This window comes from Clostridium akagii DSM 12554 (genome assembly GCF_000686725.1).
Taxonomy (GTDB): domain Bacteria; phylum Bacillota; class Clostridia; order Clostridiales; family Clostridiaceae; genus Clostridium_I; species Clostridium_I akagii.
Window position 1 is genome coordinate 1 of the sequence record NZ_JMLK01000018.1, and the last position, 26,942, is coordinate 26,942.

Annotated in this window: 25 protein-coding genes and 2 pseudogenes; 26 read left to right on the top strand and 1 reads right to left on the bottom strand. The window is 28.9% G+C overall.

What is annotated here, in order from left to right; all coding sequences use genetic code 11:
• The 26 genes and pseudogenes from BR66_RS0110560 to BR66_RS26405 form a co-directional block, all read left to right on the top strand.
• Nucleotides 1–282: sigma-70 family RNA polymerase sigma factor (locus BR66_RS0110560; RefSeq protein ID WP_026882917.1), on the top strand; the 282-nt coding region annotated here is incomplete at its 5' end.
• A 194-nt stretch (nt 283–476) separates the two neighbouring features.
• Nucleotides 477–626, top strand: a complete 150-nt coding sequence (locus BR66_RS25675) for a hypothetical protein (RefSeq protein ID WP_156946277.1) — start codon at nt 477–479, stop codon at nt 624–626.
• Between the two features lie 633 nt (nt 627–1,259).
• Nucleotides 1,260–2,540: an L-cysteine desulfidase family protein gene (locus BR66_RS0110575; protein WP_035796017.1), complete on the top strand. Its 1,281-nt coding sequence runs from the start codon at nt 1,260–1,262 to the stop codon at nt 2,538–2,540.
• A gap of 788 nt (nt 2,541–3,328) precedes the next feature.
• Nucleotides 3,329–4,849, top strand: coding sequence for an FAD-dependent oxidoreductase (locus tag BR66_RS0110585; RefSeq protein WP_026882922.1), 1,521 nt, complete (start codon nt 3,329–3,331; stop codon nt 4,847–4,849).
• A 665-nt stretch (nt 4,850–5,514) separates the two neighbouring features.
• Nucleotides 5,515–5,619, top strand: a pseudogene (locus BR66_RS26800) (IS630-like element ISBs2 family transposase); the annotation flags it as partial.
• 525 nt (nt 5,620–6,144) lie between these two features.
• Nucleotides 6,145–7,152, top strand: coding sequence for a radical SAM protein (locus BR66_RS0110605; protein ID WP_026882924.1), 1,008 nt, complete (start codon nt 6,145–6,147; stop codon nt 7,150–7,152).
• 20 nt (nt 7,153–7,172) lie between these two features.
• Nucleotides 7,173–8,450, top strand: a complete 1,278-nt coding sequence (locus BR66_RS0110610; protein WP_026882925.1) for a PLP-dependent aminotransferase family protein — start codon at nt 7,173–7,175, stop codon at nt 8,448–8,450.
• 30 nt (nt 8,451–8,480) lie between these two features.
• Complete coding sequence (locus BR66_RS0110615) at nt 8,481–8,930, top strand: GNAT family N-acetyltransferase (protein WP_026882926.1); 450 nt, start codon at nt 8,481–8,483, stop codon at nt 8,928–8,930.
• A 17-nt stretch (nt 8,931–8,947) separates the two neighbouring features.
• Complete coding sequence (locus BR66_RS0110620; RefSeq protein WP_026882927.1) at nt 8,948–10,330, top strand: phenylacetate--CoA ligase family protein; 1,383 nt, start codon at nt 8,948–8,950, stop codon at nt 10,328–10,330.
• A 54-nt stretch (nt 10,331–10,384) separates the two neighbouring features.
• Nucleotides 10,385–11,224 (top strand): class I SAM-dependent methyltransferase, encoded by an 840-nt coding sequence (locus tag BR66_RS0110625; RefSeq protein WP_026882928.1) that lies wholly within the window; start codon nt 10,385–10,387, stop codon nt 11,222–11,224.
• A 23-nt stretch (nt 11,225–11,247) separates the two neighbouring features.
• Nucleotides 11,248–13,209, top strand: a complete 1,962-nt coding sequence (locus BR66_RS0110630) for a KedN5 family methylcobalamin-dependent radical SAM C-methyltransferase (protein WP_051624190.1) — start codon at nt 11,248–11,250, stop codon at nt 13,207–13,209.
• A gap of 55 nt (nt 13,210–13,264) precedes the next feature.
• Nucleotides 13,265–13,528: an acyl carrier protein gene (locus BR66_RS0110635; RefSeq protein ID WP_026882930.1), complete on the top strand. Its 264-nt coding sequence runs from the start codon at nt 13,265–13,267 to the stop codon at nt 13,526–13,528.
• Nucleotides 13,529–13,568: 40 nt separating this feature from the next.
• Nucleotides 13,569–13,913, top strand: a complete 345-nt coding sequence (locus BR66_RS0110640; protein WP_026882931.1) for a cupin domain-containing protein — start codon at nt 13,569–13,571, stop codon at nt 13,911–13,913.
• A gap of 53 nt (nt 13,914–13,966) precedes the next feature.
• The gene (locus tag BR66_RS0110645) at nt 13,967–14,884 is read left to right on the top strand and encodes a beta-ketoacyl-[acyl-carrier-protein] synthase family protein (protein ID WP_026882932.1); all 918 of its coding nucleotides are present in this window, start codon (nt 13,967–13,969) and stop codon (nt 14,882–14,884) included.
• A 22-nt stretch (nt 14,885–14,906) separates the two neighbouring features.
• Nucleotides 14,907–15,320 carry a VOC family protein gene (locus BR66_RS23605; RefSeq protein WP_051624191.1) on the top strand — a complete coding sequence of 138 codons (414 nt, stop codon included), beginning with the start codon at nt 14,907–14,909 and terminating at the stop codon, nt 15,318–15,320.
• Between the two features lies 1 nt (nt 15,321).
• Nucleotides 15,322–16,902, top strand: coding sequence for an AMP-binding protein (locus BR66_RS0110655; protein ID WP_026882933.1), 1,581 nt, complete (start codon nt 15,322–15,324; stop codon nt 16,900–16,902).
• A gap of 13 nt (nt 16,903–16,915) precedes the next feature.
• On the top strand, nt 16,916–17,824 hold the full coding sequence (locus BR66_RS0110660; protein ID WP_026882934.1) for an amidohydrolase family protein: 909 nt from the start codon (nt 16,916–16,918) through the stop codon (nt 17,822–17,824).
• Between the two features lie 67 nt (nt 17,825–17,891).
• A complete protein-coding gene (locus BR66_RS0110665; RefSeq protein WP_026882935.1) occupies nt 17,892–19,034 on the top strand; it encodes an acyl-CoA dehydrogenase family protein in 1,143 nt (380 codons plus the stop codon).
• Between the two features lie 35 nt (nt 19,035–19,069).
• Nucleotides 19,070–20,131 carry a prephenate dehydratase domain-containing protein gene (locus tag BR66_RS0110670; protein ID WP_026882936.1) on the top strand — a complete coding sequence of 354 codons (1,062 nt, stop codon included), beginning with the start codon at nt 19,070–19,072 and terminating at the stop codon, nt 20,129–20,131.
• A gap of 15 nt (nt 20,132–20,146) precedes the next feature.
• The gene (locus tag BR66_RS0110675) at nt 20,147–21,841 is read left to right on the top strand and encodes a thiamine pyrophosphate-binding protein (RefSeq protein ID WP_026882937.1); all 1,695 of its coding nucleotides are present in this window, start codon (nt 20,147–20,149) and stop codon (nt 21,839–21,841) included.
• Nucleotides 21,842–21,866: 25 nt separating this feature from the next.
• Nucleotides 21,867–23,000, top strand: a complete 1,134-nt coding sequence (locus BR66_RS0110680; protein WP_026882938.1) for an acyl-CoA dehydrogenase family protein — start codon at nt 21,867–21,869, stop codon at nt 22,998–23,000.
• A gap of 3 nt (nt 23,001–23,003) precedes the next feature.
• A complete protein-coding gene (locus BR66_RS0110685) occupies nt 23,004–23,774 on the top strand; it encodes an electron transfer flavoprotein subunit beta/FixA family protein (protein ID WP_026882939.1) in 771 nt (256 codons plus the stop codon).
• A 14-nt stretch (nt 23,775–23,788) separates the two neighbouring features.
• On the top strand, nt 23,789–24,517 hold the full coding sequence (locus tag BR66_RS0110690; RefSeq protein WP_026882940.1) for a hypothetical protein: 729 nt from the start codon (nt 23,789–23,791) through the stop codon (nt 24,515–24,517).
• On the top strand, nt 24,456–24,740 hold the full coding sequence (locus BR66_RS0110695; RefSeq protein ID WP_026882941.1) for an electron transfer flavoprotein subunit alpha/FixB family protein: 285 nt from the start codon (nt 24,456–24,458) through the stop codon (nt 24,738–24,740). The genes BR66_RS0110690 and BR66_RS0110695 overlap by 62 nt, the downstream gene beginning before the upstream one ends.
• Before the next feature lie 18 nt (nt 24,741–24,758).
• Complete coding sequence (locus BR66_RS0110700; protein WP_026882942.1) at nt 24,759–25,892, top strand: acyl-CoA dehydrogenase family protein; 1,134 nt, start codon at nt 24,759–24,761, stop codon at nt 25,890–25,892.
• Between the two features lie 93 nt (nt 25,893–25,985).
• A pseudogene (locus BR66_RS26405) lies at nt 25,986–26,081 on the top strand (RNA polymerase sporulation sigma factor SigK); the annotation flags it as partial.
• Nucleotides 26,082–26,439: 358 nt separating this feature from the next.
• On the opposite strand, the gene BR66_RS0110705 reads toward BR66_RS26405, so the two are convergent.
• Nucleotides 26,440–26,895, bottom strand: coding sequence for a MarR family winged helix-turn-helix transcriptional regulator (locus BR66_RS0110705; RefSeq protein WP_026882943.1), 456 nt, complete (start codon nt 26,893–26,895; stop codon nt 26,440–26,442).
• Between the last annotated feature and the right edge of the window lie 47 nt (nt 26,896–26,942).

Consider the following 26,942-nt stretch of genomic DNA (forward strand, 5'->3'; position numbering starts at 1 on the left):
AATGAAATTTCACTAATGGATGTATTAAGCTGTGAAGGCGACTCAGTAATGGAGATTGTTGAGAATAAAATTCAGGTTAAAAAATTATATGAAGAAATAGAGAACTGCCTAAAAGGAAGAGAAAAGCTAATTATTTTAATGAGATATGGTCTGCATGATGGAAATCCCAAAACTCAAAGAGAAATTGCAGCACAGCTTGGAATCTCAAGGTCTTATGTGTCAAGGATAGAAAAACGAGCTCTAAAAAAACTGTTCAACCAATTAAATGTCACAAATAAATAAAAAACTAGCATTAACATTTTAAATATAAATTAAGTGTTGGTGCTAGCTTTTTTATATGTAAAAAATGCTAGAATTAGAAATAAGTTCAGAAAAATCATCTAAAGTAAACTTAATAAAAACTATCAAATAATTCTCTTTGATAATTGAATACAATTAATTTAATGCATCTTATTAAGGATTCTGAAAATCCTATTATGATGAAAAATGGAAATGGGAAAATTATTATTGCACAAACTTCACCACAACTCCCTGCATGGATATGGACTGATAAAAATGTAGAAGAACAAGATTATAAAGAATTAGCAATGATGCGTGGATCTTTACAGGAACCACATCAATGCTAATTGTAATGGGATCTTTTTTGTTGAGTGCAAAACTCTTTAATTATCTTGTATCTACAAGTTCTTACTTTTCATTTTTTAATTGGGTAATAAATTTAATAGTTTATATCATTTGGCAAAAGAAAAGAAGTAATGAAGAAAATTTCAAATCATTAATTAAATATAAAAAACACCAATTATAACGAAATATGATTACGATAAAACATGCGTAGAAGCCTTAAATATCAACTGCCCCTGTCAAGTAGGCAGTTGAAATAATAAAATTGAGTTACGCGACTAAAGCCCTAAATTCCATGGGCTAAGGCCGCGTAATCTTTTTGTAATCGCTTATTATTGTAAACCTCAAGGGTTAGAATATCTTTTTATTTCAAAAAACATAAGAAACAGTATATTAGAATGTAACTATATTCATGAACAAAGGTTTAAAAATATAAGTGATCATTCAGCAATGTTATTAAGACTATCTAAAGACTAATAAAGGAATGTGTGCAACTATCAAAAAAATGATAATGTATCATATATGGGTGGAGGTACATAGCCAACTAAGTCGAAAATGCTTGCGATACCATGATATATGAGATAATATTAACTTTAACTTGCATGTAAATTATAAGTAAATTATACAAAGGAGGTAATATGGTGGAAAATAATGATTTAAGGTATAGAAATTTCTTACAGATTTTAAAAGAGGAGCTAATACCGGCCATGGGATGTACTGAACCAATTGCAATTGCATATGCGGCAGCAAAAGCTAAAAAAGTATTAGGTTATGTGCCTGAAAAAACTATAGTAGAAGTAAGTGGAAATATTATTAAAAATGTTAAAAGTGTTATAGTTCCTAATACAGGTCATTTAAAAGGAATATTTGCAGCAACAGCTGCTGGTATTATAGCAGGCAAATCTGAAAAGAAACTAGAAGTTATTTCAGACGTAACTGAAAAAGATAAAGAAAAGATTAAAGAATACTTATCTACTTATCCTATAGAAGTTAAACTTGTAGATACCCCATTTATATTTGATATACAGATGAATGTGTTTTATAAAGATTCATCTGTAAAGGTAAGAATTGTAAACTATCATACTAATATTATTCTGATTGAAAAGAATGGTAAGGTACTTTATCACAAAGAAGCAACTGAATCAAAAGAAGAAGGACTTAGTGGCAAGGAATTACTTAACGTAGAAGATATTGTTGATTTTGCTAATTCTGTGGATATACAAGATATACAAGATATTATTGGTAGACAGATTGAATACAATTCAAAAATTGCAGAAGAAGGATTGAAAAATAATTATGGTGCTAATATCGGAAGTGTTTTAATTTCAACATATGGTTCTGATATTAAAGTAAGAGCCAAGGCGAAAGCAGCAGCAGGCTCAGATGCCAGAATGAATGGATGTGAATTGCCTGTTATTATCATTTCCGGTAGTGGTAATCAGGGAATGACAGCTTCACTTCCAGTTATTGAATATGGTAATGAATTAAAGGTTTCAAAAGAAAAACTTTATAGAGCTTTGATTATTTCAGATTTAGTTACGATACATCAAAAGACTGGTATAGGAAGACTTTCAGCATATTGCGGTGCTGTTTGTGCAGGAGCTGGAAGTGGAGCGGGTATTGCTTACTTATATGGTGGTGGTTATAGAGAGATTTCTCATACAATTGTTAATGCATTGTCAATTGTATCTGGAATGATTTGTGATGGTGCTAAAGCATCATGTGCGGCTAAAATTGCTACAGCTGTAGATGCTGGAATTCTAGGATATCATATGTTTAAGGAAGGACAGCAGTTTAGGGGTGGCGATGGTATTGTGAAAAAAGGTGTTGAAGCTACTATATCAAATGTAGGTAAACTGGCAAAAGAAGGAATGAAAGAAACTGACAAGGAAATTATCTCAATCATGATGGAGAATTAAAAGTGTTCTGTATGTTAACTGATTTTGAAAATGTATCAAAAAGTTTTAATTATTAGCACCAGCAATAGCTGGTGCTTTGTTAGCTTATAACATTATTTTCTGGTATATTCAACCCTTATTATCCTATAGCATCGGATAGTATACAACAAAAGATAAAAAGTGATGTGATATCAATGTTGGAGAATGGTGAGTTTAATAAATTTACAATAATAAAATTTTGTCAGTAAAGTACTATCCCAATCTGCTAGAAAATATACTTACTTATTATATAACGCTACTCTTAAATGGAAAAATGATTTATAAGGATAGATTTAAGATATATATTGAAAATTTTCCAGAAATAGATTTATTATATGATATGAACAATTTTGACTATAACAAATTTGAACTTTCGTGGTTTACACGTGCAAATAAAGCATTAAAAGAAAATATAGTATAAAATATAACAGCCTTTAGAGAAATTAAAAAGGTTTATAGGAAAGCGTTAGAAAGTAATAATCATGATAAAAAAAATCTTAATGAATATTTACAATACTTTGATAAAGTATAAAAAATATTTTAATTATTATGTAAGGGATAGCGAAGGTTGGATCATGTAAATTTATTTCTTGTATTAGAGGCAACTTTGGCTTAAATTTTCAGTCATACAACTTTCCATTAGGCTAATAATGCATTGCTATTATACTATCGATAATTATATAAGTTACCATCATAAAGGAGGCTGAGTAACAGTAAATTAAGGGCATGGCAATATTTGATGTTAATATTAATATATGAGGAGGTATTTTATGTACAAGAAAGAGGAAAACGAAATAGGAACAATTACAAAGACGATTGAAACAGAGGTGGTAGTCTGTGGAGGTGGTACCGCTGGTATTATTACAGCGCTAACAGCCGCAGAAAATAATGCTAAAGTTATTTTGCTTGAAAAGGGAAATAATTGTTATCCACCACGTACTTTTATTGGAGCAATAGGTTCAAAAGTACAGAAGGAACATGGAGTAGAAATAGACAGAAATAAAATTGTAAATGAATTATGTCGTCATGCCTGTTATAGGATAGATCAAAGATTAATTAATCTTTGGGCAGATGAAAGTGGGGAGATGATGGATTGGTTGTGCAACATAATGACAGATAATGGTATGAAAGTCACACTTGAAACCGATATAAATAATAATATGAATATAAGAGAGTGGTCAACATGCCATAGTTTTTATAATGATAATTCAGAAGATAAAAGAAAGCCTGTAAAAATACTTGAAGAAAGAATGAAAGCACATGGAGTTAAGATAATGACAAGAACCCCAGTGATTCAGTTGGCAACTGATGATGATAAAGTATCAGGCGTTATTGCTAAAAATTCGGATGGAGAATATATTCAAATAAATGCAAGTAAGGGAGTTGTTCTCGCCACGGGTGGTTATTCTAATAATATGGAAATGTTAAAGGAATTAAATCCAATTGCTGCATCTAATATAACTTCACTCCCATTAACACAAGGTGTAACAGGTGATGGAATTAAAGCTGCTAAAGAAATAGGAGCTGAAATGGATCCTATTTCCACAGCAATGATTTTTGATCGTGAAGCAGTAAAACCAGGTAAAGTAGCAGGAGAACCATTTGAAGGTAAAATGTTTTGGTTAGGTAGTCAGCCATTCCTCAAGGTAAATAAATTAGGTGAGCGTTATACAAATGAATCAGTTCCATATGATTTTTGTATACATGCTGCTAGTATGCAGCCAGGTAAAGTGTGGTGCTCTATATTCGATTCAAATTGGAGGAAAGACGTACTTAAATTTCATACAATTGGTTGTTCACGAGTTGTACTTCCAGAAGATAATGAAAAATATCCATGTAACTTTAATATGGAAATTATAGAAGGAATGAATGAACAATTGTTAAAAGCTGGTTATATGCAACAGGCCAACACAATTGAAGAACTTGCTGAAAAATTAATGCTTCCTCCTCAAACATTAAAGACAAACATATATCGTTATAATGAATTATGTGAAAAGGGTGAAGATAAAGATTTCGGAAAGACATCTTTTCGTATGAGACCTATTGTTAAGGCACCATTTTATGGTATAACTGTAGGTGGTAATTTATTATGTACATTAGACGGCTTGAGAATTAATATAAATATGCAGGTATTAGATAAAAATATGGAGCCAATTAAAGGACTATTTGCAGTTGGAAACGATAGTGGCGGCTTCTTTGCATATTCGTATCCAGAACTAGCTCCAGGAGTTGCAGCAGGCAGATCTATGACATTTGGTCGCCACGTAGGTAAATATTTAGCGGATTTATAACTCATATTGCGCACAATAGATTTCAAAAATTTATATCTCAACGTTTAATCCCATATCATGTGTTAAATGATACGGGATTAAATTCAAATAATATTAGTAGGTAAACAATATCAATATGGAACTGGCAATCATTTTGTAGCTATATTAGGTAGTATATGTGTTATATTATTGGTTTGTATTCAACTTTTTAAGATAAATAAATTTAGAAGTGTTATATTGATTTTTTAAGAATATATTCGAGTATTGATAATGGGCGCGGAAGTTCTTATAGTTTAGCAAGTACAGTAAAGTCTATTATATTGGCATTTATAATAGACTTTACGTACAAAACATTTAATAAGAGAACTTTAAATATATAAGTTGTATATAAAACAATACATGCCGTAAAACACCATCAATATAATTTTATATAAATCCAAACTAATAAAAAAACTTTTAGAGTGAGGATTTTACATGGATACTTTATCTTTTAATGATATAAATAAACAAAAAGCGTAAGTATGTATAAAAGATACTCTGTTATACTAAGAACCCTTGAAGGGGTTAACAATAAAGAAATAGGCAAAATGGATAGCTTAGAAGCCCGTCCCGTAGGCAATTATATTAGAAATTGCAAATTAAATTGATAGACAGGGTTCAGAATGAAACATATTCCAGGTGCCAATAAAAAGTATCACGAAGGGAAGATAATTATGATTCTAGATAATGCTAGAATTCATCACGCAAAATTAGTACAACCATTTTTTAATACACACAAGAATAGCCATGAAGATCATGAATAATGATTTTCATGGCTATTCTTAGCATAAAGACAGATGGTCATCAACTAATATTTATAATTGATGGGAATACTCCGATAAATGTATAATGAAAATCCCGAGGTAGTTGCAGAAACTAAAGGGATTAATAAGTGTCAATCAACAGAGCCTTTAAATCAAGCCAATAATGAAGTTAGCAAAGTAGCAGGATGCTATCAATACAGCTGTGTGTAGACATTGATGGATTTTGGAAGGAATATGATAAAACCAAATAAGAAAAATTTTATACCACAGTTAGTGTATGCAATCAGCAAGGCTAACAATGAAGATATTATTAAATTAGATAAGACAGAAATTATTATATTCAGGACTATACCAAACATGGATAAAAAGTTAAAATTAGTCAAAAATAAATGTTAAAATGAAAACATAAATATAAATAATTGGTAAAATAAATAAAATATGTATTGAAAAAGTGCAAATTGAGTTTTATAATATAAGTATAAAAATACAAATAATAACAAGAGGTGTAAAAAAATGAAAAAAGAAAATTATTATTTATCAGATGAATTACCAGAAATTAAAGCACATTCCAATACGGAGTTTTGTCCATTAATTTATGAATTAATACCAGCACATGGATGTGAATTTCAATGTACATATTGTAATGTATATAGCTTGAAGAAAGAGAAGACATTTTTGCCTGTAAAAGTATTTAAGAACTATCCTGGATTAGTAAGAAAAACAATAAAGGAACATCGTGAAAAAGGAGAAAAGCCAGTATATTACTTTTCACCTAAAACAGATATATTTCAAAGACCATTAATAGAAACTAGAGTAACACATGAAATCTTAAAGGTACTTATAGAAGAAGAGGCACCATTTATTTTAGTAACAAAAGGGAAATTACCAGATAATGAAATATTGGAACTGTTGAAGAAGAGTAAAGGTAGAGTACTTATTTCTTATGGTATGAAATGTCAAGAATATGCTGATGCATTAGAGCCTAATGCTGCAACCTTAGACGAAAGGTATGAATTAGCTAAAATATGTGCAGAAAATAATATTCCAGCAATGGGAATAATTGAACCGATTTTGCCATTAAAAGATTTAAGTTACGTAAAAGGTATTCTTAAGAAATTTGTTGATTTAGGAATAGATCATTTTGCAATTGATTTTGCTAGAATTAGTAAAGTTTGCCTTGAAGATTTAATAGCAAAAGTACCAGAATTAAGTGAACTAAGAGATATTTATTATCGTGATGATGCAGTAGCACAAGATTTTGAGACAGGCCCATATAAGAGAGAAGTAGTTCGTAGATATGCTCCATCAAATGAATATTTAAAGAAAAACTTTAATTTGATTAAGGACTATGCTGAAAGTATGGGCGCAACAGTAAGTATATGTAACTATTTTAAAGTAAAAGGAATAAATTCATCAGCATATAAGAGAGGCTTTTTATGCTTTGGAATTTACGATGAAGAAAGGGCTAAAGAGTATTTAATTCTAGATAGTGACTGTTGTTCAACTTGTGAAAGTAAGTAGTTACAAAGGGAGGTAATAAAATGGAAGAAGATATAAAGAACTTATCTGATATCATTAGTGGATATAAGAAATATAGAAAAGACAGAATATCTTTAATTTCATCTGAAAATGTAACATCTAATTTGATGAGATTATCCTTAAGCTTAGGATTAAGTGATCAATATTGTTCAAGGTTACCTTCAGATGCTGATAAAGTTGATAATTTGACATTTAGTAATATCTCTCCATTAGATGAAATAAACTACAAAACTAGAGAATTAGTTATGGATTTATTTAATGCAGAAGAATGTGATGTTAGACCACTTTCAGGATTAAGTGGAATGACAGTTTTATTAGCTTCATTATTAAATTGTGGTGATACTTTGTTTAAAGTAGAAGATAATCATGGAGGTCATTTATCTACTGCACCTTTATGTAAAAGTATGAATATAAATTACTATAATATGAATTTAGCAGATAATTATAGATTGAATTTAGATACAATTTATAAATTAAATAAAGAACATAAACCTAAAGTTGTGTTTTTAGATTCAAGTTATGTTTTATTCCCTTATCCTGTTAAGGAAATTAGAGAAATTGTAGGAGAAGACACAACAATAATATATGATGCTTCTCATATTACAGCACTTATTGGAGCATCATTATTCCAAGATCCTTTTAAAGAAGGAGCTAACATTATACATTCAACTACGCATAAAGCATTGTGGGGGCCACAAAAGGCAATGATATTATTTAAGAAAAAGGATGAATCTGTAGATAAAGTACGAAATATAATAAAAGATTTTGTGTCAAATACTCATTTACATCATATTCTAGCGCTTTATATAGCACTATTAGAGTACAAGTATTTTGGAAAAGAGTATGCTATTAATCTTCAAAATAATACAAGGAGTTTTGCAGAAAGTTTGAGTAACTATGGTTTAGACATATCAGCAAAAGAGTATGGATTTACACAATCAAATCAACTATGGATTAATTTTGGTACTAAAGGGGAAGCAATAAGACAATTTAAAAAACTAGAAAAGATAAATGTATCTGCTAATATGATATTCCTACCTAAAAATGAATGGGGATTAAGACTTGCAGGAAATGAATTAACAAGATATGGAACAGGAAAAGATGAATTTGATAAGTTGGCAAGAATATTAAGCAATTTATTCTTAGAAAGAAAAAGCATAGAGAAATTACATGATGAAAGCGTTGATTTTAAGAGAAGTTTAGGAGATATTAAATATAATTTCGATAAAACTCCAGAAGGTAAAAAGTTAATTGAATATATAAAAAATACTATAAATTAATTTCATATATCTAAGTAAGTTGGTGATTAAATGAATCCAAGTGAGTTGAAATTTTGTTATATAGATACAAATAGTAATTATTATAAACAAGCAGTTAAGTTGAGATACGAGGTCTTTTATGAGCCTTCTGGCGTAGGATTGGAAGGAGTCTATGATGCTGTGGAAAATGCGAGTATTCATTTAGTGGCAGTAATGGCTGATAAAGTTGTTGGATATTTAAGGTTAACAGTAAAAGGTGATAGAGGTCAATTATCTCAGTTTGTTGTTGATGAAAGTAAAAGAGGACAAATAGCAATATCAAGAGGGTTAGTTGAGAGACTTGTTACAAAAGCTAAGGAACTATCAGTTCATGAAATATGGGGAGAAATACGTCTTCATGTTGCAAAAACAGCTAAACTTTATGGATTTGAAGTATCAGATGAGGTCTTTGCTTCTAAGAAAACAGGAATACCTCACAGAAGAATAAAAATGATTATTTAATAAAAATAGAGGTGATTATGCTGGAAAAATCCGAATTTAAAGAAAATTTTAAAAAATATAGTAATGAATATGAAGAGTTTAAAAAATATAGTAATGAAGAAAAAGATCTTAATAGACAAAAGAAGATAAATGAAATAGTTAGATATGCTGCGCTTAATTCTAAGTTTTACAAAAAATTATATAGTAGTATTGATTTGAATGACGATGTGGATCTTGAGAAATTTCCAATAATAAATAAGGATAGTATAAAAGAAAACTTTGAAGATGTTGTAACATATAATGATATATCAAAAGTACAGTTAAAAGAATATTTCAAGAGTCCATTTGATTTTGAAAAGAGATATTTAGATAAGTATTTAGCTTTTCATACTTCCGGATCCACAGGAAATCCAGCCTATATAATATGGGGAGAACGAGAATTTGCAATTACTACAGCAAGTTATTATCTAAAACTTATAGATTTAATTAAATCAAAAATTAAGGCTAATAATGATATTAATAAGATTGCATATATTGGCATAATGGATGACTATGTAGGGGGAAATTCATGGGCTTATTCCATGAAGAATCTTGTGAATTTGAGGATGTTTTCAGTATTTTCCCCAAAAGAAGAACTTTATAAGCAGCTCAATGAATTTAAACCTAATTTGCTTATGACAAAACCAAGTTTATTAGGAGAGCTTGCAAGAAAGCAGAGAGATGGAAAGATTAGTTTAAATCTTAAAAAGGTAATCTTTGCTGGAGAGATGATATCTCCAAATGATTCAAGAGATATAGAAAAATATTTTGGGGTAAAAGCAAGTAATAGTTATTCAACATGTGAAACAGGACCTATTGCATTTCAATTTAATGAATCAATAGAGGAATTAAGTATATTTGAGGATATGGTTTATGTTGAACTAGTTAATGATAATGGAAAAAGAATAAATGAGTATTATAAAGAAGGAAATATTGTAGTCACAAATTTATATAATAAAACAATGCCATTTATAAGGTACAATTTGGCAGATAGAGCCTTTTTTATACCTAATAAAGTTGATGATAGGTTAAACAAAATAAGTTACATTTTGGGTAGAGGAACATCATTCTTTATATTTAAAGATTTACAAGGAAAAGAAATAAAGGTATCTGAATATCCTTTCTGGAGTTTATATGTTCCAGGTATAACAAGATATCAAGTAATACAAAAAGAAAGTTCTACATTACAAATTAAAATTCAATGGGAAGAAAATATTAAAGAAGAAGAAAAAGAAAAAGTATTTGGAGCTTTTAATAAGAAATTATATCGTATATTAGATGGATATAAGGGTTTGAAGGAGAGCCTGCAGATAAAATATGAAACTGTATCAAAAATAAACCCTAATAGTGCAGGAAAGATACAAGTTACATTTCACCTATAAAAATATTGCAGAAATATTTAAATAAAATATAAGCATCTATTAGGAGGATTAATAATGGAAGTAGAAGAGGTAGTTGATTTTAATAAAAAACATATGAATAAAGTTACTAATATATTTCAAGCTATCATGGGAGAACATTTTCATTGGGGATATTTTAAGCCAGGAATTTGTGAATTACATCTAGCACAGTCAAGATTGATTGATGAATTGGTGAAAATATCAAAAATAGATAAAGAAAAAAGCGTACTTGATGTTGGTTGCGGAGTAGGCGGTACTGTTAAGTATATGTGTAAAAAGTATGGATGTACAGCAATGGGGATTAGTAATAGCAAAGTTGGAATGGATGAAGCAACAAAAGGATTAAATGATGACAATCAATTGAAAAATGTTTCTTTTAAGGTGGAAGATGCTTTAGATAACAATCTTCCAGATAATTCTTTTGACGTACTTATTATGATAGAAGCAGCATATATGATACCAAATAAAGAAAAGTTGTTTGCAGAGAATTATAGAGTACTTAAAAAAGGCGGTATTATGCTAATTTGTGACAATATGAGTTTGAGGAAAATGACTATTAAAGAGATGATAAAGCATAACGAAGGAATCATTGCATTGAAAAAAATATTTGGTCAAGGTCAATATATAACTTTAAATGAATATATAGACATTGCTAATAAAATTGGATTTTCTAATGTTGAAGTAATTAAATTGGGTGATCAAGTTTATCAAACCATTAATTATGTTATTAATAATATAATTAATAACTATGATAACTTAGTATGCGAATTAGGTAAAGAGAATGTTGATAATTTTATGGAAGCTTGGAAAACTACTAAAATATTATGTGACGAGGGAATTTCATCATATGGTGTTATTAAGGCAATAAAGAAATAATGAAATATTGGGGGGAGTGTTAAGTGAAAATAAAAGTGAAGATAGCTCAAAAGGCTGCTTGGAATAATGATAATACAGGATATGAATCTATACCATTGGCTGCGGGTTATCTAAAAAGCATGGCTTATGACAATCAATATATCAAGTCAAATATTGATATTGATATATGCAATTTTAATGGATCAGCTGAAACAATATCAATAATTAGAGATATGTTTGCTGAACAGCATGTAGAAATAGCTTGTTTTTCCATGTTTGGATGGAATTATAATCAATTTGCAAATGTGGCAGATACATTTAAACAATTAAACCCAAAGGGATGGGTTATTTTCGGAGGTACACATGTAACAAATCAAGCTACTAAAGTATTTAAGAAGTATCCTGCTGTAGACATAATTATTAATGGCGAAGGAGAATTAACTTTTTGTGAGGTTTTACTAGCATATTTAAATAATAAGTCTATAAGTGAATTGAGCTATATAAAAGGAATTTCATTTAGAAATGAAGATAGGGAAATAGTAACAACAGAACCAAGAGAAAGAATTAAAAACTTAGATATAATACCTTCACCATTTCTAACTGGAGCAATTGACCTAACCAATGAAGAGGGAAAGTTTAAATATGATGTTGCACTTATAGAAACCAATAGAGGTTGTCCGTATAAATGCGGATATTGTTTTTGGGGTGGTGCAACAGGTCAAAAGATTTATAATTTTTCAATTGAACGACTAAGGGCTGAAATAGAGTTATTTGCAAAACTTAAAGTTAATGATATTTGTTTGTGTGATTCAAATTTTGGGTTAACAGAACACGATGAACAATTTTTCGATATTTTATTAGAGGCACGTGAAAAGTACGGATATCCAAAATGTATTATTACATCATGGGCTAAAAATAAGACACAAATATTTTCAAGAATACTAAAAAAAGTGAAAGATAGCAGGTTTATGACATCGTTCTCTATATCGTTGCAATCATTGTCTGAAGATGTTTTAAAAAACATGGGGAGAGTTAACATGAAGCGTGATGATTGGAAAAAGGTAGCCAAGGATTTAAGAAAAGATGGACTTGATGTTTATGGTGAGTTAATATGGGGACTTCCAGGTGAAACTCCGGATTCATTTTTCAAGGGATATGATATTATGTCAGAAGAAGTTACACGTATAGCAGTTTATCCTCACTTATTAATTCCAAATACAAAGTATTCAATGAATAAAAATCAATATGGAATTGTTGGTTGGAAAGCAGGTAAAGATGACTTTGAATATGTACTTAAGCATAATACAATGACTTTCGAAGAAAATTGTAAAATGCATAGATTTATATTTTGGGCTAGGCTTCTTGCTGAATATTCTTTACTTAGACATATATGGATACCAATCAGAAAAATTGCTAATATAACACAATCTCAAGTTTTATTGAATTTTGATAATTGGATAGATCAACAATCTGATGATACATGTAAGATGTTAAGAGAATATCGTGATGAAGTAGTTAAAAGTTTGGATGCTTATCGAATAGAAGATGAACTTAATTATTTTTTTAAAACTAAAAAGGTAAAAGAGATAGTTAATAAGTGGTGGAATGAAGAGATAATAAAAAAGGTACCTAATAAATATAAGGACTTCTTTAAGGAATTAATGATATATGATTTGTTGACTATGCCTATATATGGAACAGGAACTATGAAAATTAGTGATAAAAGTGACATACAGTATTTAGATGGTTATCCTTTAAAAAAAGTAGGAAATGATAATTACTATATGCTACAAGATGTTAAGTTTGAATATGATATACCTGAATTAGAGAAAGAAATTAATTTTGGAGAAATCCCTGAAAAAATAGAGAAGAATATATATACAACTACATTATATTATAAAGTTGGTTTTTCTGATTATATTGCTAATCATGAATTTTATAATCAATTTGTAGGGATGTTTGAGAATAATATTAAGGAACATAGTAAGGAATTAGCATTAGTTTAATGAGTAAACTTGCAATTGCATGATTGAATGTTTCTTGAAAGGATGTAAAAGTTTTATGGATGACTTAATAGTAAATAAAGTTATGAAGATAATGAAAAAATTTTCAAAAGATACAGAAGATAATATTCTAATAAATCTGGACACCGATTTGGTAAACGAACTTAGATTTGATTCTATAATGACAATAAAGATGATGATAGAGTTAAATGAAGAATTTAATATTAATTTAGCAGAAATAAGTGATGATTTAAATTTTAGTGACATTAAAAAGGTGTCAGATGTAGTTTCACTTATTGAAAAGTGCATAAAAAACGAATAATTTATACTATAAATTTAATTATATAATGAGGTGATATTTGATGAAAGAATTCCCAAAGTTTATGAAAAGTCAGAAAAATCGTATTGATAGTTCACAGCAAAATACTAAAGATATTGATGGATATTACTATACAGGAGAAGATGGAAGCCAGATGGCGTTTTGGACATGTTATGAAAATAGAATTTCCAAAGAGCATCAACATGAATTTGATGAATACATGATTTGTGTTTCTGGAGAGTATATCGTAACAATGAATGGCAAAGAGTATGTCCTTCATCCAGGAAATGAATTATTCATTCCTAAGGGTGTACTACAAGGTGGAAGTTGTAAAGCAGGAACTAGAACAATACATGCATTTGGTGGAACAAGAATAAAAAAATTATAGTAATGTATAAACATTTTACTATAATTTCTTTAGTTATTTAAAGAGGTGTGTATATGGCATATATAAATTATTTAAATTACTATATTTCAAGTAATATGGAGAAGTCAACAAAAATACTAAAAGAATATGGTTTTAGTGATGAAGAGGCAAAAAAATTTAATAAGAAAACAGGATTAAAAAACATTTCTATAATTAAATCAAAAAGTGAATTTGATATATATAATGAATTATTAAGTGACTTTTTTATACTGCCAGAAGTTGAAACAAAAGATATTACAAATATTATGTATATAAATATGTTAGGTTTTGAAAACAAAGAATGTCTACCATATGCCATACAAAAGAAATATAAGATGGACAAGGCAACAGTAATTTTATTAAATGAAAAATGTGGAGCAACTGTACAAGCTCTTGAGCTTACAGATGCTTTAATTGAAAAAGATGCTTCTAAAAAAGTTTTGATATTATCCACTGTAATTAGTGAAAAAGATAGATTTATAGATACAACAATACTTGGAGATGCAGTAGGAATTATGTATATTTCGGCTAAGAGTAGGGGAATGAAGATTTCTGATACGATTAGTTTTACTGATGGACAATATAGTTTAGACATGTATGAAAATAAAAAATTTAATCTACAAGTTTATAATGTAATATTAAAAGGATCGTCTATCATTAATAATATTTTATTGAAAAATAATTTAAAAATGTATGATATAGAACTAATTATTCCCCTAAATATTAGCTATGCATCTATGGATTTATACAGCAGCTTGTTGAAAGTTAACCTAAATAAATTCTATATGGATAATATCCCCAAGGGCGGCCATTTAGGTGATGTTGACACAATTAGAAATCTAACTGATGTTATTAGAAATTACAATTTGCAAAAGGGTGATAAAGTAATAATTTATTCTTTAGGATACAAGTTGTACGATATAACTTATTACGCAATGTTATTAGAAATATAAAAAAGTTAAAGTAGGAATAAAGATGAAATTTAAATTACATCATATTGCATATGCAACAAAATCAACAGATAAATCCATTGAATCTTTTAAAAATATATATTGTAATATCATTACATATAAGAAGTTAGAAAAAAGTCAGAATGTTTATTACACATATTTAGGTAGTGAAGTTGATCAGCAAATGATTGAATTAGTTGAGCCTTACGGTGAAAGCACACCAATTGATAATATTTTAAAAAATTCTGATTGTGTACTGTATCATATATGTTATGAAGTTGATGATTTAAAAGAAGCAAAGGAATACCTTACAAAAAGAGGCTTTTTTATGGTCACAAAGCCTTTTGAACCTGAATATGAAAAGGGAACATTAGTATGTCATTTCTTTAATCCTTATAGTGGAGTAACAGAGATTTTGTGTAAGGGAGGTAGCTGTTAATATGAAAGATTTAATACAAAAATTAAGAGATAATGAAGTTAATACTATAGAATATGTAGAAAATAAAAAGAAACGTAAAAAGACATATAGAGAAATGTATAATGATACTATGAACGTATATAAACACTTAGAAAAAATAGGATTAAAAATAGGACAAAAAATAGGCTTATTATGTAAGAATAGATATGAATTTATAATATTAGATTTAGCTTGTTTATATGGAGGCTATATTTTTGTACCACTTAACTATGAAATATTTAAGAATAAGATTGAAAGAGCTAAAACTATATTTGATTTATCATTTTTAGTGGCAGATGAAGAAATAAATATTCAAAATGATTATATTATAAATATTAAAGAAATAACAAAATCATTTAATAAAATTCCAGCTAAAGAATTGAATAATCTAGATACTCAATGTGCTTTTGACGATAATGATGATTATACAGTTATTCTAACATCAGGTTCAACAGGAGAACCTAAAGGAATGTATGTAAAATTGAAGTCACCTAGTCATTTTATAAAGACATGTATAAGTAAGTTCAACTTTGAACAAGATGATAAAGTAATAATATTCCTTCCTTTAACACAATTCTCTTCAAGATGTTATTACTATAGTGCAATCTTATTAGGAATTAATATGTGTTTGAGCATTCCTACAACAGTAATGTTTGATTTACAGTATTATAAACCTACAGTATTACAAGGAGTTCCATACTTTTTTGAAAGTTTATATGAAACATTTTACTCAAAAATTAAAAATGATGAGCAGAGTTATAAACTATATAAGGATTTCATAAATAATAAGAATATTATACCTAAACATGTACTCAGAGAAACACAGAAAAAGTTATTTAAGGGTATATATGATTTCTGGGGTGGACGAATGAAGTATTTAATTACTGGTTCAGCACCAATAAGAAAAGAAGTACTAGAATTTTTTAATGATATAGGAATTATATTATACGAAGTATACGGATTAGTTGAAACTGGACTTATAACAATGAATTACCCTGGATACGAAAAAATAGGCAGTGTAGGAAAAGTACTAGATGATGTAGAACTTATTTTGGATAAAGACAACAATATTTATATAAGAAGTGATTATGCGTGGGCAAGAAGTTATATAAATACTGATGATAAGACAAATAAAGAGATGTTTAGAGAAGATGGAACTTTAGCGACGGGAGATACAGGACATATAGATAAAGATGGCTTTTTATATTTAGATGGAAGGTCAAAAGATATTATAGTTTTATCTAATGGCAAAAAAGTATCGCCAGTATCACTTGAATCAAAAATCAATAAAATTGATTTAGTAAAACAATCTGTTGTATATGGAGATAATCATCAGTATATTATTGCAGTTATAGTGAAAAACGATGAAAAAACAAGTCGTGCAGAAATAAAGGAAGAGCTAAATAAATTGAATGTTTCTTTAAATAAGGATGCAGAAGTACATGATTTCATTATAGTAAATGAGCCCTTTTCTCGTGAGAATAACCAGATAACACCGAATATGAAATTAAATAGAAAAAAAATTATAGCCACATATAAAATAGAACTTGAAAATCTTTATTAAAGGAGATAATTAAATGATAGATGTGCACTGTCATATGGCAAATATAAAAGTATTTTCTAAATATTTTATAAATGGGATAATTAAAGATTTAAATGACTCAATAAGTATAGGTAATGATAGTAATGTAAGTGATTTTGTAAAAATTATGTCCATGAATGTGTTATCAGATAATGAAGGGAAAAAAATAATAAAACAAATGGATGATGCAGGAATAGATAAATCTGTTTTATTGATAATAGATTTATTTTATAACTCTGCTGAATGTGATGGAGGAGAAAAAATAAAGCAGGTGCATGAATATTATTTATCCCTATTAAAAAAGTATCCAGATAGATTTATTGTTTTTGCTGGAATAGATCCAAGAAGAGGTAAAAGTGGAGTGGATTTATTTGAGAAAGATATAAAAGAATATAATTTTAAGGGATTAAAACTATATCCCCCATGTGGATTTGAAATTAATGATAAAAGTTTAGATCCATATTATGAATTATGTGATTATTATCACCTTCCTGTTTTAATACATACTGGTCCATCGTTAAAAGATATGTATTTATCAACTAAGTATCCTTATACATTAATTGAAGTAGCTAAAAAGTATAAAAATGTTAACTTTATTTTAGCGCATGCAGGTATTTTGTATTATGAAGAAGGATTAAAATTAATACAAAATTATAAAAATATATATTTGGATATATCCGGGTTTGAGAGGGTGTCTAAGAATAAAACTGAATTTCAAGAAAAAATGAAAAGCTTATTTAAGTATGCTCCAGATAAAGTACTGTTTGGTACTGATTGGCCTTTATATAGTTTCAATGTTACTCAAAAGACATGGGTGAATTATGTTAAGGAAAATTCAGGCTTAAGTGACAAGAAACTAGAAAAATTATTTGATACAAATGCTAGAAAAATTATCGATATTTAAGATGTTTTTTAATACGCACTGACTAATAATTGAAAAAATGCAGAATAACGCAAAAGGGGGTGTGGGCATGTTTAAGTTTGATGATGAACAAAAAGACATTCATAATCTTATAAATATGTTAAAAAGTAAAATATGTATTTTTAATAACAATAACAATAGCGATATAAGCGATTTTATGGACAATGCTATAAAGGTACTGATGGATAACTACTTATTTTCTTGTACGATTCCAGAAGAATATGGCGGTTGTTTACTAAGTAATAAGTTAGCATTTACCATACTTTATGAAGTGTCAAAGTTAAATCCATCCCTGGCACAAATTTTGATGGTTCATAATTTTGGATTTTGCAAATTAATAGACTTATATGGGAGTGAAGCACAAAAGGAAAAGTATTTAGCAAAAGTACAAAGTGAAGGTGAAATTGGAATATTTGCATTTCATGAAGCTAGTGGAAGTAATTTAAGCGATATAAAATTATCAGCTAAAAAAAGCGGAAGTTATTATATTATAAATGGAAGAAAAACTATGATTACTTATGCAGATAAAGCTGACTATGCTATCATTGGAGCAAAAGTTGAAGGTGAGGAAAATCATTATTCATATTTTGTTGTGGATTTAAAAAATACTAAGGAAATTAGTTTTAGTAAAAATGAGAAAACATTAGGCATGGATGGAGTTCGTTTGGGAGAAATTAATTTTATTAATTGTAAGATTGATTTACAAAATAAAATAGGAGAAAAGAAAGAATTTGGGGAAATTAGTGGAGATATAGTGGGTTATTTAAGAGCTGGAAATGCTGCTATTGCATTAGGAATTGCTGATAGTGCCTTCAATGAAGCTGTTAAATATGCTAAAAATAGGATTATTGATGGAAAAAGTTTAATTGAAGAAGGTATTTGTAAAAGTAAAATAGGAGAAATGTACAGTAAGTTAAAGAGCATAGAAGTGATTGTATTTAATCTATATAAGCTGTTAGATGAAGAGGAGGGAAAAGATATCTTCGTTAATTCATCAATAGTTAAATATATAGTAACAGAATCAGCTGCACAAATATGTAATGATTCATTGCAAATACATGGTGGTTATGGATATATAAAAGGTATTCCAATTGAGCAGTTATATAGAGATATTCGAATAACTACAATTAATGGAGGTACTTCAGAAATTTTAAAATTAGTAATTGGCAGTTTGGTAAATGAATTTATGTAAGATAGATTTTATATGGAGGAGGTGTTGAAAGAGCAGTGAGAAAAAAATGTGTTTTAGCTACCTTAGGACCAACTGGGACTTGCAGTGAATATTGTGCCAAGTTTTTTTTGAGTAAGGAAGATATAGATGCGGATATACTGTTATTAGATACTTTCGAAGCAACAATAAATGAATTAATAGAGGGAAATGTTAATTATGTATTAATTCCATCAGCATATGTAAAATTTGCTGAGATTGTGTTTGAAAATCTTAGCAGGATAAAGATTTTAAAATCATTTGTATATAATACTCCAAGAATGGTGAGTGTTAAAAAGGCAGGTTTTATGGGGAATGTAAAAAAAATAGCCACTCATCCATCACCAAGTAGTTTGATAATTAATGAGTTTAAGGATGCAGAAGTAATCTATGCTAAAAGTAATAGTGAAGCAGCAAGAATGCTTAATGATGGTGAAGTTGATGCATGTATTACAACAGAAATATGTTCAGATAAATATAAATTTAGAGTTATCAAAGATTTTGGAGTTGTATCAATGAGCTGGAATATATTTGAAAGGGTGAATGTTAATGTGATGGAATGCGTATCAAAAAGAAAATTTACACAAAAAGGTGATATACAAGAGATATATATTGAAAGAAATAGAGAATTAATAGTAAATTTTATAAGTGAAAAATCATTATTTCAAATGCATAACCATGAAGAAGCACAAGAAGTATTAGGTGTAGATGGACAATTTCAATTAATAGTAGGTGAGAATAGTTGCTTTATAAGTGAAGGAGACTATCAATTTATTAAAAGCAATATTCCTCATTCAGCAGTTCCGGTAACTGATTTCATATCGATAGATGTTAAAAAGGATATGAATATCTCAGAAAATAAAAACAATACTAAGGTAAAAATACTAAAGTCAAAAGATTTGGATAATATTATTAATTTAAGCAAGGAGAGCATTATTGCAGTTACTAAAGATGCAGTAATATATGATAGAAATTCAGAATGTTTACTAGAAGCGTTAAAAATGTATAAAGGATTAAAAAAATTGGATGTTAAAGTTAAGTTTAAAGAAGATGAAGGAAAATTATTAATAATTACTTTTTAGGAAAAGGGTGTAGTTATGAATAAAAGTTTAATTAGTGGAGGGGAGTTGGTTATACAAGAATTATCCAAAGAGGGCATAAAAGATATATTCACCCTAGTTGGTAACCAGGTTTCACCAATTCTTGTACATGCTTCTCAGTATAATTTAAATGTAATTTCTACAAGGCACGAGCAAGGTGCTGTATATATGGCTGATGGATGGGCACAGGTGAAAAGAAAGGCTGGTGTAGCAATTGTAAGTGGTGGGCCAGGGTTTACTAATGCTTTAACAGGAATCATAAAATCGTTTTATGCTCATACACCGTTGTTAGTGATAATAGGAAATGTAGTAAAATCTCAAAAAGATAATGGAGTTCTACAAGATATAGATCAGTTGGAAATAGTACAAAAGTACACTAAATGGAGCAAGGTAGTATATTCAACAGATCGAATTCCTGAATATATTGAGCGAGCTTTGACAATTGCCAATACTGGAACTAGAGGGCCAGTTGTACTTGAAATTCCAATTGATGTACTACGAAATTCTATAAAGTATGATGTGAAAGTTGAAAGAAAGTTTGCGGTTGATTTATTAATATCTTCATCAGACCAAAATTTGGCACAAGTTATTAATATTATAAAAGCATCTAAAAAACCAATGGTGATTATTGGCGATGAGGTATATTATACCAGGGCAGAAAAAGAAGTGTTTGACTTTATAAAGCAGGTTAATATTCCTGTTTATACTATAAATAAGGCAAGAGGAGTAATTCCTGATGATGGTTTATGCTTTGGTTCAGGGAGAGTGATTGAAGGAGGAAATCAGTTATATTCTTACAAAGAAGCTGATTTAGTTATCACAATTGGAGTTTTTTCAGACTACCAAATGGGTCAATTCTCCTCAAAGTATTTTAAAAATGTGAATAAGATAGTAAGTTTTAATATTAATTCAGAAGTTAACCTAAATTCAAATTTTAGAAGCGATGTACAAGTCAGTGGAAGCTTAAAAATTAATTTAGAAAAATTAACTAAAATTATCGAAAGTAATAATTATGAGTTTAATTACAAATCCTGGTTAAAAGAACTAAGTGAGCATAGAGATAATTTCTATAGATTACTAAAAAGCTATAGCTCTAATGAAGAAAATAAATTAAAAGCTGTTGATGTCTTTGATGCAATACAACAACATATGAAGCAAAATACTATTATTGTCATTGATGGATCTAATGCAATGTTTTGGGCATCAGTATTGTTAAAATGCCAGTTCCCTGGACAGCTGATAATAGCACCAGATGGAATGTATGGACCTATGGGCACTGGCGTTGGACTAGCTATTGGAGCTAAAATAGCAAATCCTAATTATGATGTTATTTTATATACAGGGGATGGATCTTTTGGATTTGATGTTGTAGATTTAGATACATTGAGAAGAGCAGGTTTAGGAATAAAAATATTTATTCATAATGATAGTACATGGGGATTATGCAAAAGTACACAATTAATTTTATATAAAGATACGGAAGCTACTGATTTAGGATTAGTCAGATATGATAAATGGGTTAATGCATTTGGTGGAATAGGTTTTTTAGTAACTGACATAATGAAGTTTAAAGAATGCATGGATAAAAATTACAATAATAATAAAACTGTATGTTTTAACCTTATAATGGATGAAAAAGAATATAGTCCTGGCACTATAGTTTTCAATGAAATTTTAAAGGGACAAAAATAAGAGATAAATAGAGAGGATGAGTAATATGTATAATTTTACAAAGATACACAAAGAACTTAAAGAAAGTGTCAAAAAATATATAAAGGATAACATTGAAAGTAAATCTAATGGCGAAAAAATAAATGATAAAGAGTTTCAAGATATTTTAAAGGGAGTAGCTCATGTTGGATATTTTGGAATGGTGGTACCTGAAAAATATAATGGAAGTGAAATGGATTTAGTATCTAGTACTTTAGTTATAAATGAACTTGCAAAGGTGAATGCATCATTAGCGCATATTGTATCAAGTGCTAACTATACTTTCTGCTATCCATTGTTAAAGTTTGGAACAGAGGAGCAAAAGAAAAAGTATTTAACAAAATGCGTTACAGGAGAAAAGCTCGGTGTTTTGTCTTGTACAGAACCTCAAATTGAAACAAAAACTATTTTCAGCGGTAAGGGAGATAAAATAATATTAAATGGTGTTAAATCATTTGTTACATCAGGAAAAATTGCGGATTATGCTTTAGTTCAAGCAACAAATTCATTTGAAGGAATGGAATTTAATAGATTAACTTTCTTAATTGTAGACCTAAAAGCAAAAGGAGTTACTATAAGTAAAGAACAAGAACCTATGGGATTAAAACAAATAGGTTTAGTAGAAATTTCTTTTAAGGATGTTGAGTTAAATAAAGATAATGTATTAGGAGAAATTAACCAGGGTGGACAAGTTCTGATGGATATTTTCAACTTAATGAAGTTAGGAGATAGTTCAATAGCATTAGGATTAGCTGAAAGAGCTTATAAAGAAGCCTTAGAATATATGAAGATTAGAAAAGCTGATAATAATGCATTAATAAATATGCAGAGTGTGCAGTTTGATTTAGCTGAAATGAAAACTAAACTAAGTTTAATGAGGTTACTAACGTATACTGTTTGCGAAAATATAGAAAAGCAGGATGCTAATATTTCAGAAGATACAAGTATGCTTAAATTATATAATACGACTGAAGCTAAGAAAATTTGTGATGCTTGTCTTCAAATGTTTGGTGGTTTTGGATATATCAAAGGAAATATCATTGAAAAAATATTTAGAGATGTAAGAGCAATGAGTATTACTGGAGGTCATTTAGCGGGAATGAAATCAATGATAGCATTTAACCTAAATTATGAGGATTAAGTGATGAGAATTGGAGTTTTTATTAATAGTGTTATGCACATTGAAAGCAAATTAATGGTGGAAGATGGATGCAAGCTTGTGAATAAAAACAAGAAATATGATTTTAATGCTTATGATCTCTATGCATTGGAGGAAGCACTTAGAATTGGAGAAAATTATGAAAATGAAGATGTTGAAGTTATTTGTATTGCTATTGGTGATGAAAACAGTAAAGATGTAATAATGAATGCATTAGCTATAGGTGCAGATAGTGGTATATATATAGATGATTATAATGCAGAATTAACTACATCTAATATTGCTTCAATTTTAAAAGATATATTTATATCAAAAAATATAGACTTAATTATAACAGGAAAAGAAATAGTTGATAAAAAGATAATTGGATTAGTTGATTATTTAGGCGGAATACTTGATATTTCAAGTGTTGATTCGGTAATAAAGTTACAATTAACTAATAAAAAACTTTGCGTTGATAAGCAGTTAGCAGAAGGTACACATCAGGTAATCAAATGTAATCTGCCTGCTATTATAGGGGTTACTAAGGGAATTAATATCCCTAGGTATCCCACATTAAGAGATATTATGAAAGCTAGAAAGAAAAATGTTGAAACATTAAAGGCAAAGGATAGAGAAAATATTAGTGCAAGTATAGAATGTGTGACAAGAATTATAAATAATAATAAAAAAAAGTGTAATTTAATTACTAATGAACAAGAAGATAATATGGAATTGTTTGTGAGTATTTTAAAAAATAGTATAAAAAATGTGTAGGAGAATATGCAGCTATGATAAAAGAAGTCTTAATAATTATTGAGTGCGATAATGGAAATATTAATGATAATTCTAAAAATTTAATTGATAATATTAGTAATGAATTTAGTGATTATAAAGTTAATGGTGTATTATTTAAAAACAAAAATGCAACAATTAATAATTTGAATAAATTAAACTTAGACAAACTATATGTAGTTGATAGAGTTGCAGACAATAAAGTTAATGAAATAAATACTATTTCAAATATCGTAAAGGGAAATAATATAAATGTAGTTATTGCAAAGGGAAATGAAAATAATAAAGTTTTATTACCTAAGCTCTCAGCGAAGTTTACTGGTGATGTCATCTATAATTGTAGTTCGTTATATGTGAAAGAAAACAGCCTTTTTGTGATTAAAGAAGGTTATTATGGAAACATATTATCTACCTATAAAGTCGAAAATATTAATTTCATATCTATTGGAATAAGCAATATATTAAAGTGTACAGTTAATAATTCAAGAGAGTGTGAAGTATTGGAGATTGAAGAAGCAAGGATTGAAACTAGTGAGTTAATAAATGTAATAGAAAGTGTAAAAAAACAAAATAAGACTAAAGATATATGTAATAGTGATATTGTAATTGGAGTGGGACGTGCATTCACATGTGAATCTGATTTGAAGATGGTATTTGAATTGGTTGAAAAAAATCGGGGCAGTAGTAGGAGCAACAAGACCATTAGTAGATGCAGAAATTATTGATTTACGTTATCAAGTTGGACAAACAGGAAGGACTATTTCACCTAAATTATACATTGCATTAGGTATTTCAGGAGCTCCTCAACATATTTGTGGAATGATAAAAAGCAGTAAAGTTATAGCTGTTAATAAAGACAAAGATGCTGAGATATTTAATTACTCTGATATAGGTTTTGTAGCTGATGTTTTCGATGTATTAAAATGTATCAATAAATGCATTAAATAAAAGTATGGGGGTGGATAAATGGAATTTAATTTAAGTGATAGACAAAAGGAATTTAAGAGAATAGCTAAAAAGTTTTCTAATGAAGTATTAAAGGATAAAGTGAAATTTTTTGATGAGAATCAGCAGGTTCCTACTGAGATAATTAAGCAGCTTTATGATCATGGATTTGGGGCAATTACAATAGAAGAGGAATATAATGGTTTAGGATGCGGCATGCTAGATTTCGCTGTAGTGATTGAGGAAATAAGTAAGGTTTGTGGATCTACTGCATTAACTTTAATTGGATCTTCGTTAGGCGCAATAGCGATAGATCTATATGGTAACGAAAGCCAAAAGAAGAAGTATCTGCCGGATATTGCTGATGGTAAAAAGTTAGCAACATTTGCTGTAAGTGAAAGTTCTGCAGGAAGTGATATATCATCAATGAAAACTATTGTTGAAGAATGTGATGATAAATATATAATGAATGGTTCAAAGTGTTGGATTACAAACGCTGAAATTGCAGATATATATGTAGTATTAAGTAAGGGAAAAGGAGATAAATACTCTACATTTATTGTAGAGAAAGAATTTGAAGGTTTTAAGTTTGGTAAAAAAGAAGACAAATTAGGAATGAGAAGTTCCAGTACTGGTGAGTTGATTTTTCAAAATTGTATTATTCCAAAGGAAAACTTATTGTACAAGTCTGGGGAAGGAATGCATATGGCAGGAAAGATTTTAAATTATTCTAGACCTATAATAGGAGCACAGGCATTAGGTATAGCTGAAGGTGCCTTTGAAGATTCAATTAGATATGCAAAAGAAAGAAAACAATTTGGTAAAAGTATTTCTTCTTTTCAAATTATAAAACATATATTGGTAGATATGTATACTGAAATTGAAGCAGCTAGGTGGCTTGTATATAATGCATGTAAAAAAATAGATGATAATGATGAAGATATACAGGTTGAGGCTTCTATAAGTAAGGTTTTTGCATCTAATACAGCAATGAAGGTCACAACTAATGCTATACAAATTCTTGGAGGATATGGCTATATAAAGGAATATCCTATGGAAAAAAGAATGAGAGATGCTAAGGTTACTCAAATATACGAAGGCACAAATCAAATATTAAATAACTTAGCTGCAAAAAGTTTATTAAATAGATATTAATATTAAATTAGAGATAAGCATAATTAATAAATAAAAATATGGAAGGAAAAATAATTAATTAGTTAAACAATATTCTTATACATCTAACATGTTGAGGGTAATGAAATTTTGCTAATGGATGTATTAAGCCGTAAAGGTGACTCAGTAATGGAGATTGCTCAGAATAAAATTCAGGTTAAAAAATTATATGTCACAAATAAATAAAAAGCTAGCATTAACATTTTAAATATAAATTAAGTGTTAGTGCTAGCTTTTCATACCTAAAAAATGCTAAAATTAGAAATAAGTTCAGAAAAATCATCTATAATAAACTTAATAAGGAAGTATCAAATAATTGCCTTTGAAAATTGAATACAATGCGGCACTATAATTACATTTATAATATTACTAAAGGGGAAAAGAAAAAATTGATTAAATTAAATAAAAAAGTAGTTACTGCTTAGTTTTAGGAGTTGTCTTAAATTTTGTTTATATATAACATTTAATAAGAGAACTTTAAATAAATAACTTGTGTATTGGTAGTGATAAAATTAAATATACCGGACATTTAAGGTGTTTTAACTGTGGATTTAGTAGTGCATAAAATTTTGGTCTCAATGGCAGTGAGATGTGAGCGTTCAGTCTCTGTTAGGCCTTCGATTATAGAGTTTACTTGACACTCAATCTCAGAACTAATCACATGTGCAAGTTTCAGTCCGGCGGAAGTTATTTTCACGTTGAATCCACGCCGATCGTTTAGAGAAATTGTGCGTTCCACGAGTCCACGACGTTCAGCACGATCGACTAGACCGGTTATGCTGGATTTGTTGAGGTTGAGATACTGAGCTAGGTGTAACATGGTTGGCTCACGATCCCGTAAAATTCCGAGTAGTCGAATTTGAATTATCGAGAGGTTATGGGTGGCTCCAACTCTGCCGATAACGGTTTGCACAAGGTACGAAAGCTGTACCAAACCATCCACGTTTGAAAGTTCGCTTTGATTTTCAAATAAATCATTGTTCATGTTTTCAACTCCTGACTTAATTGTATTCGAATAAAAGGGGACGATAA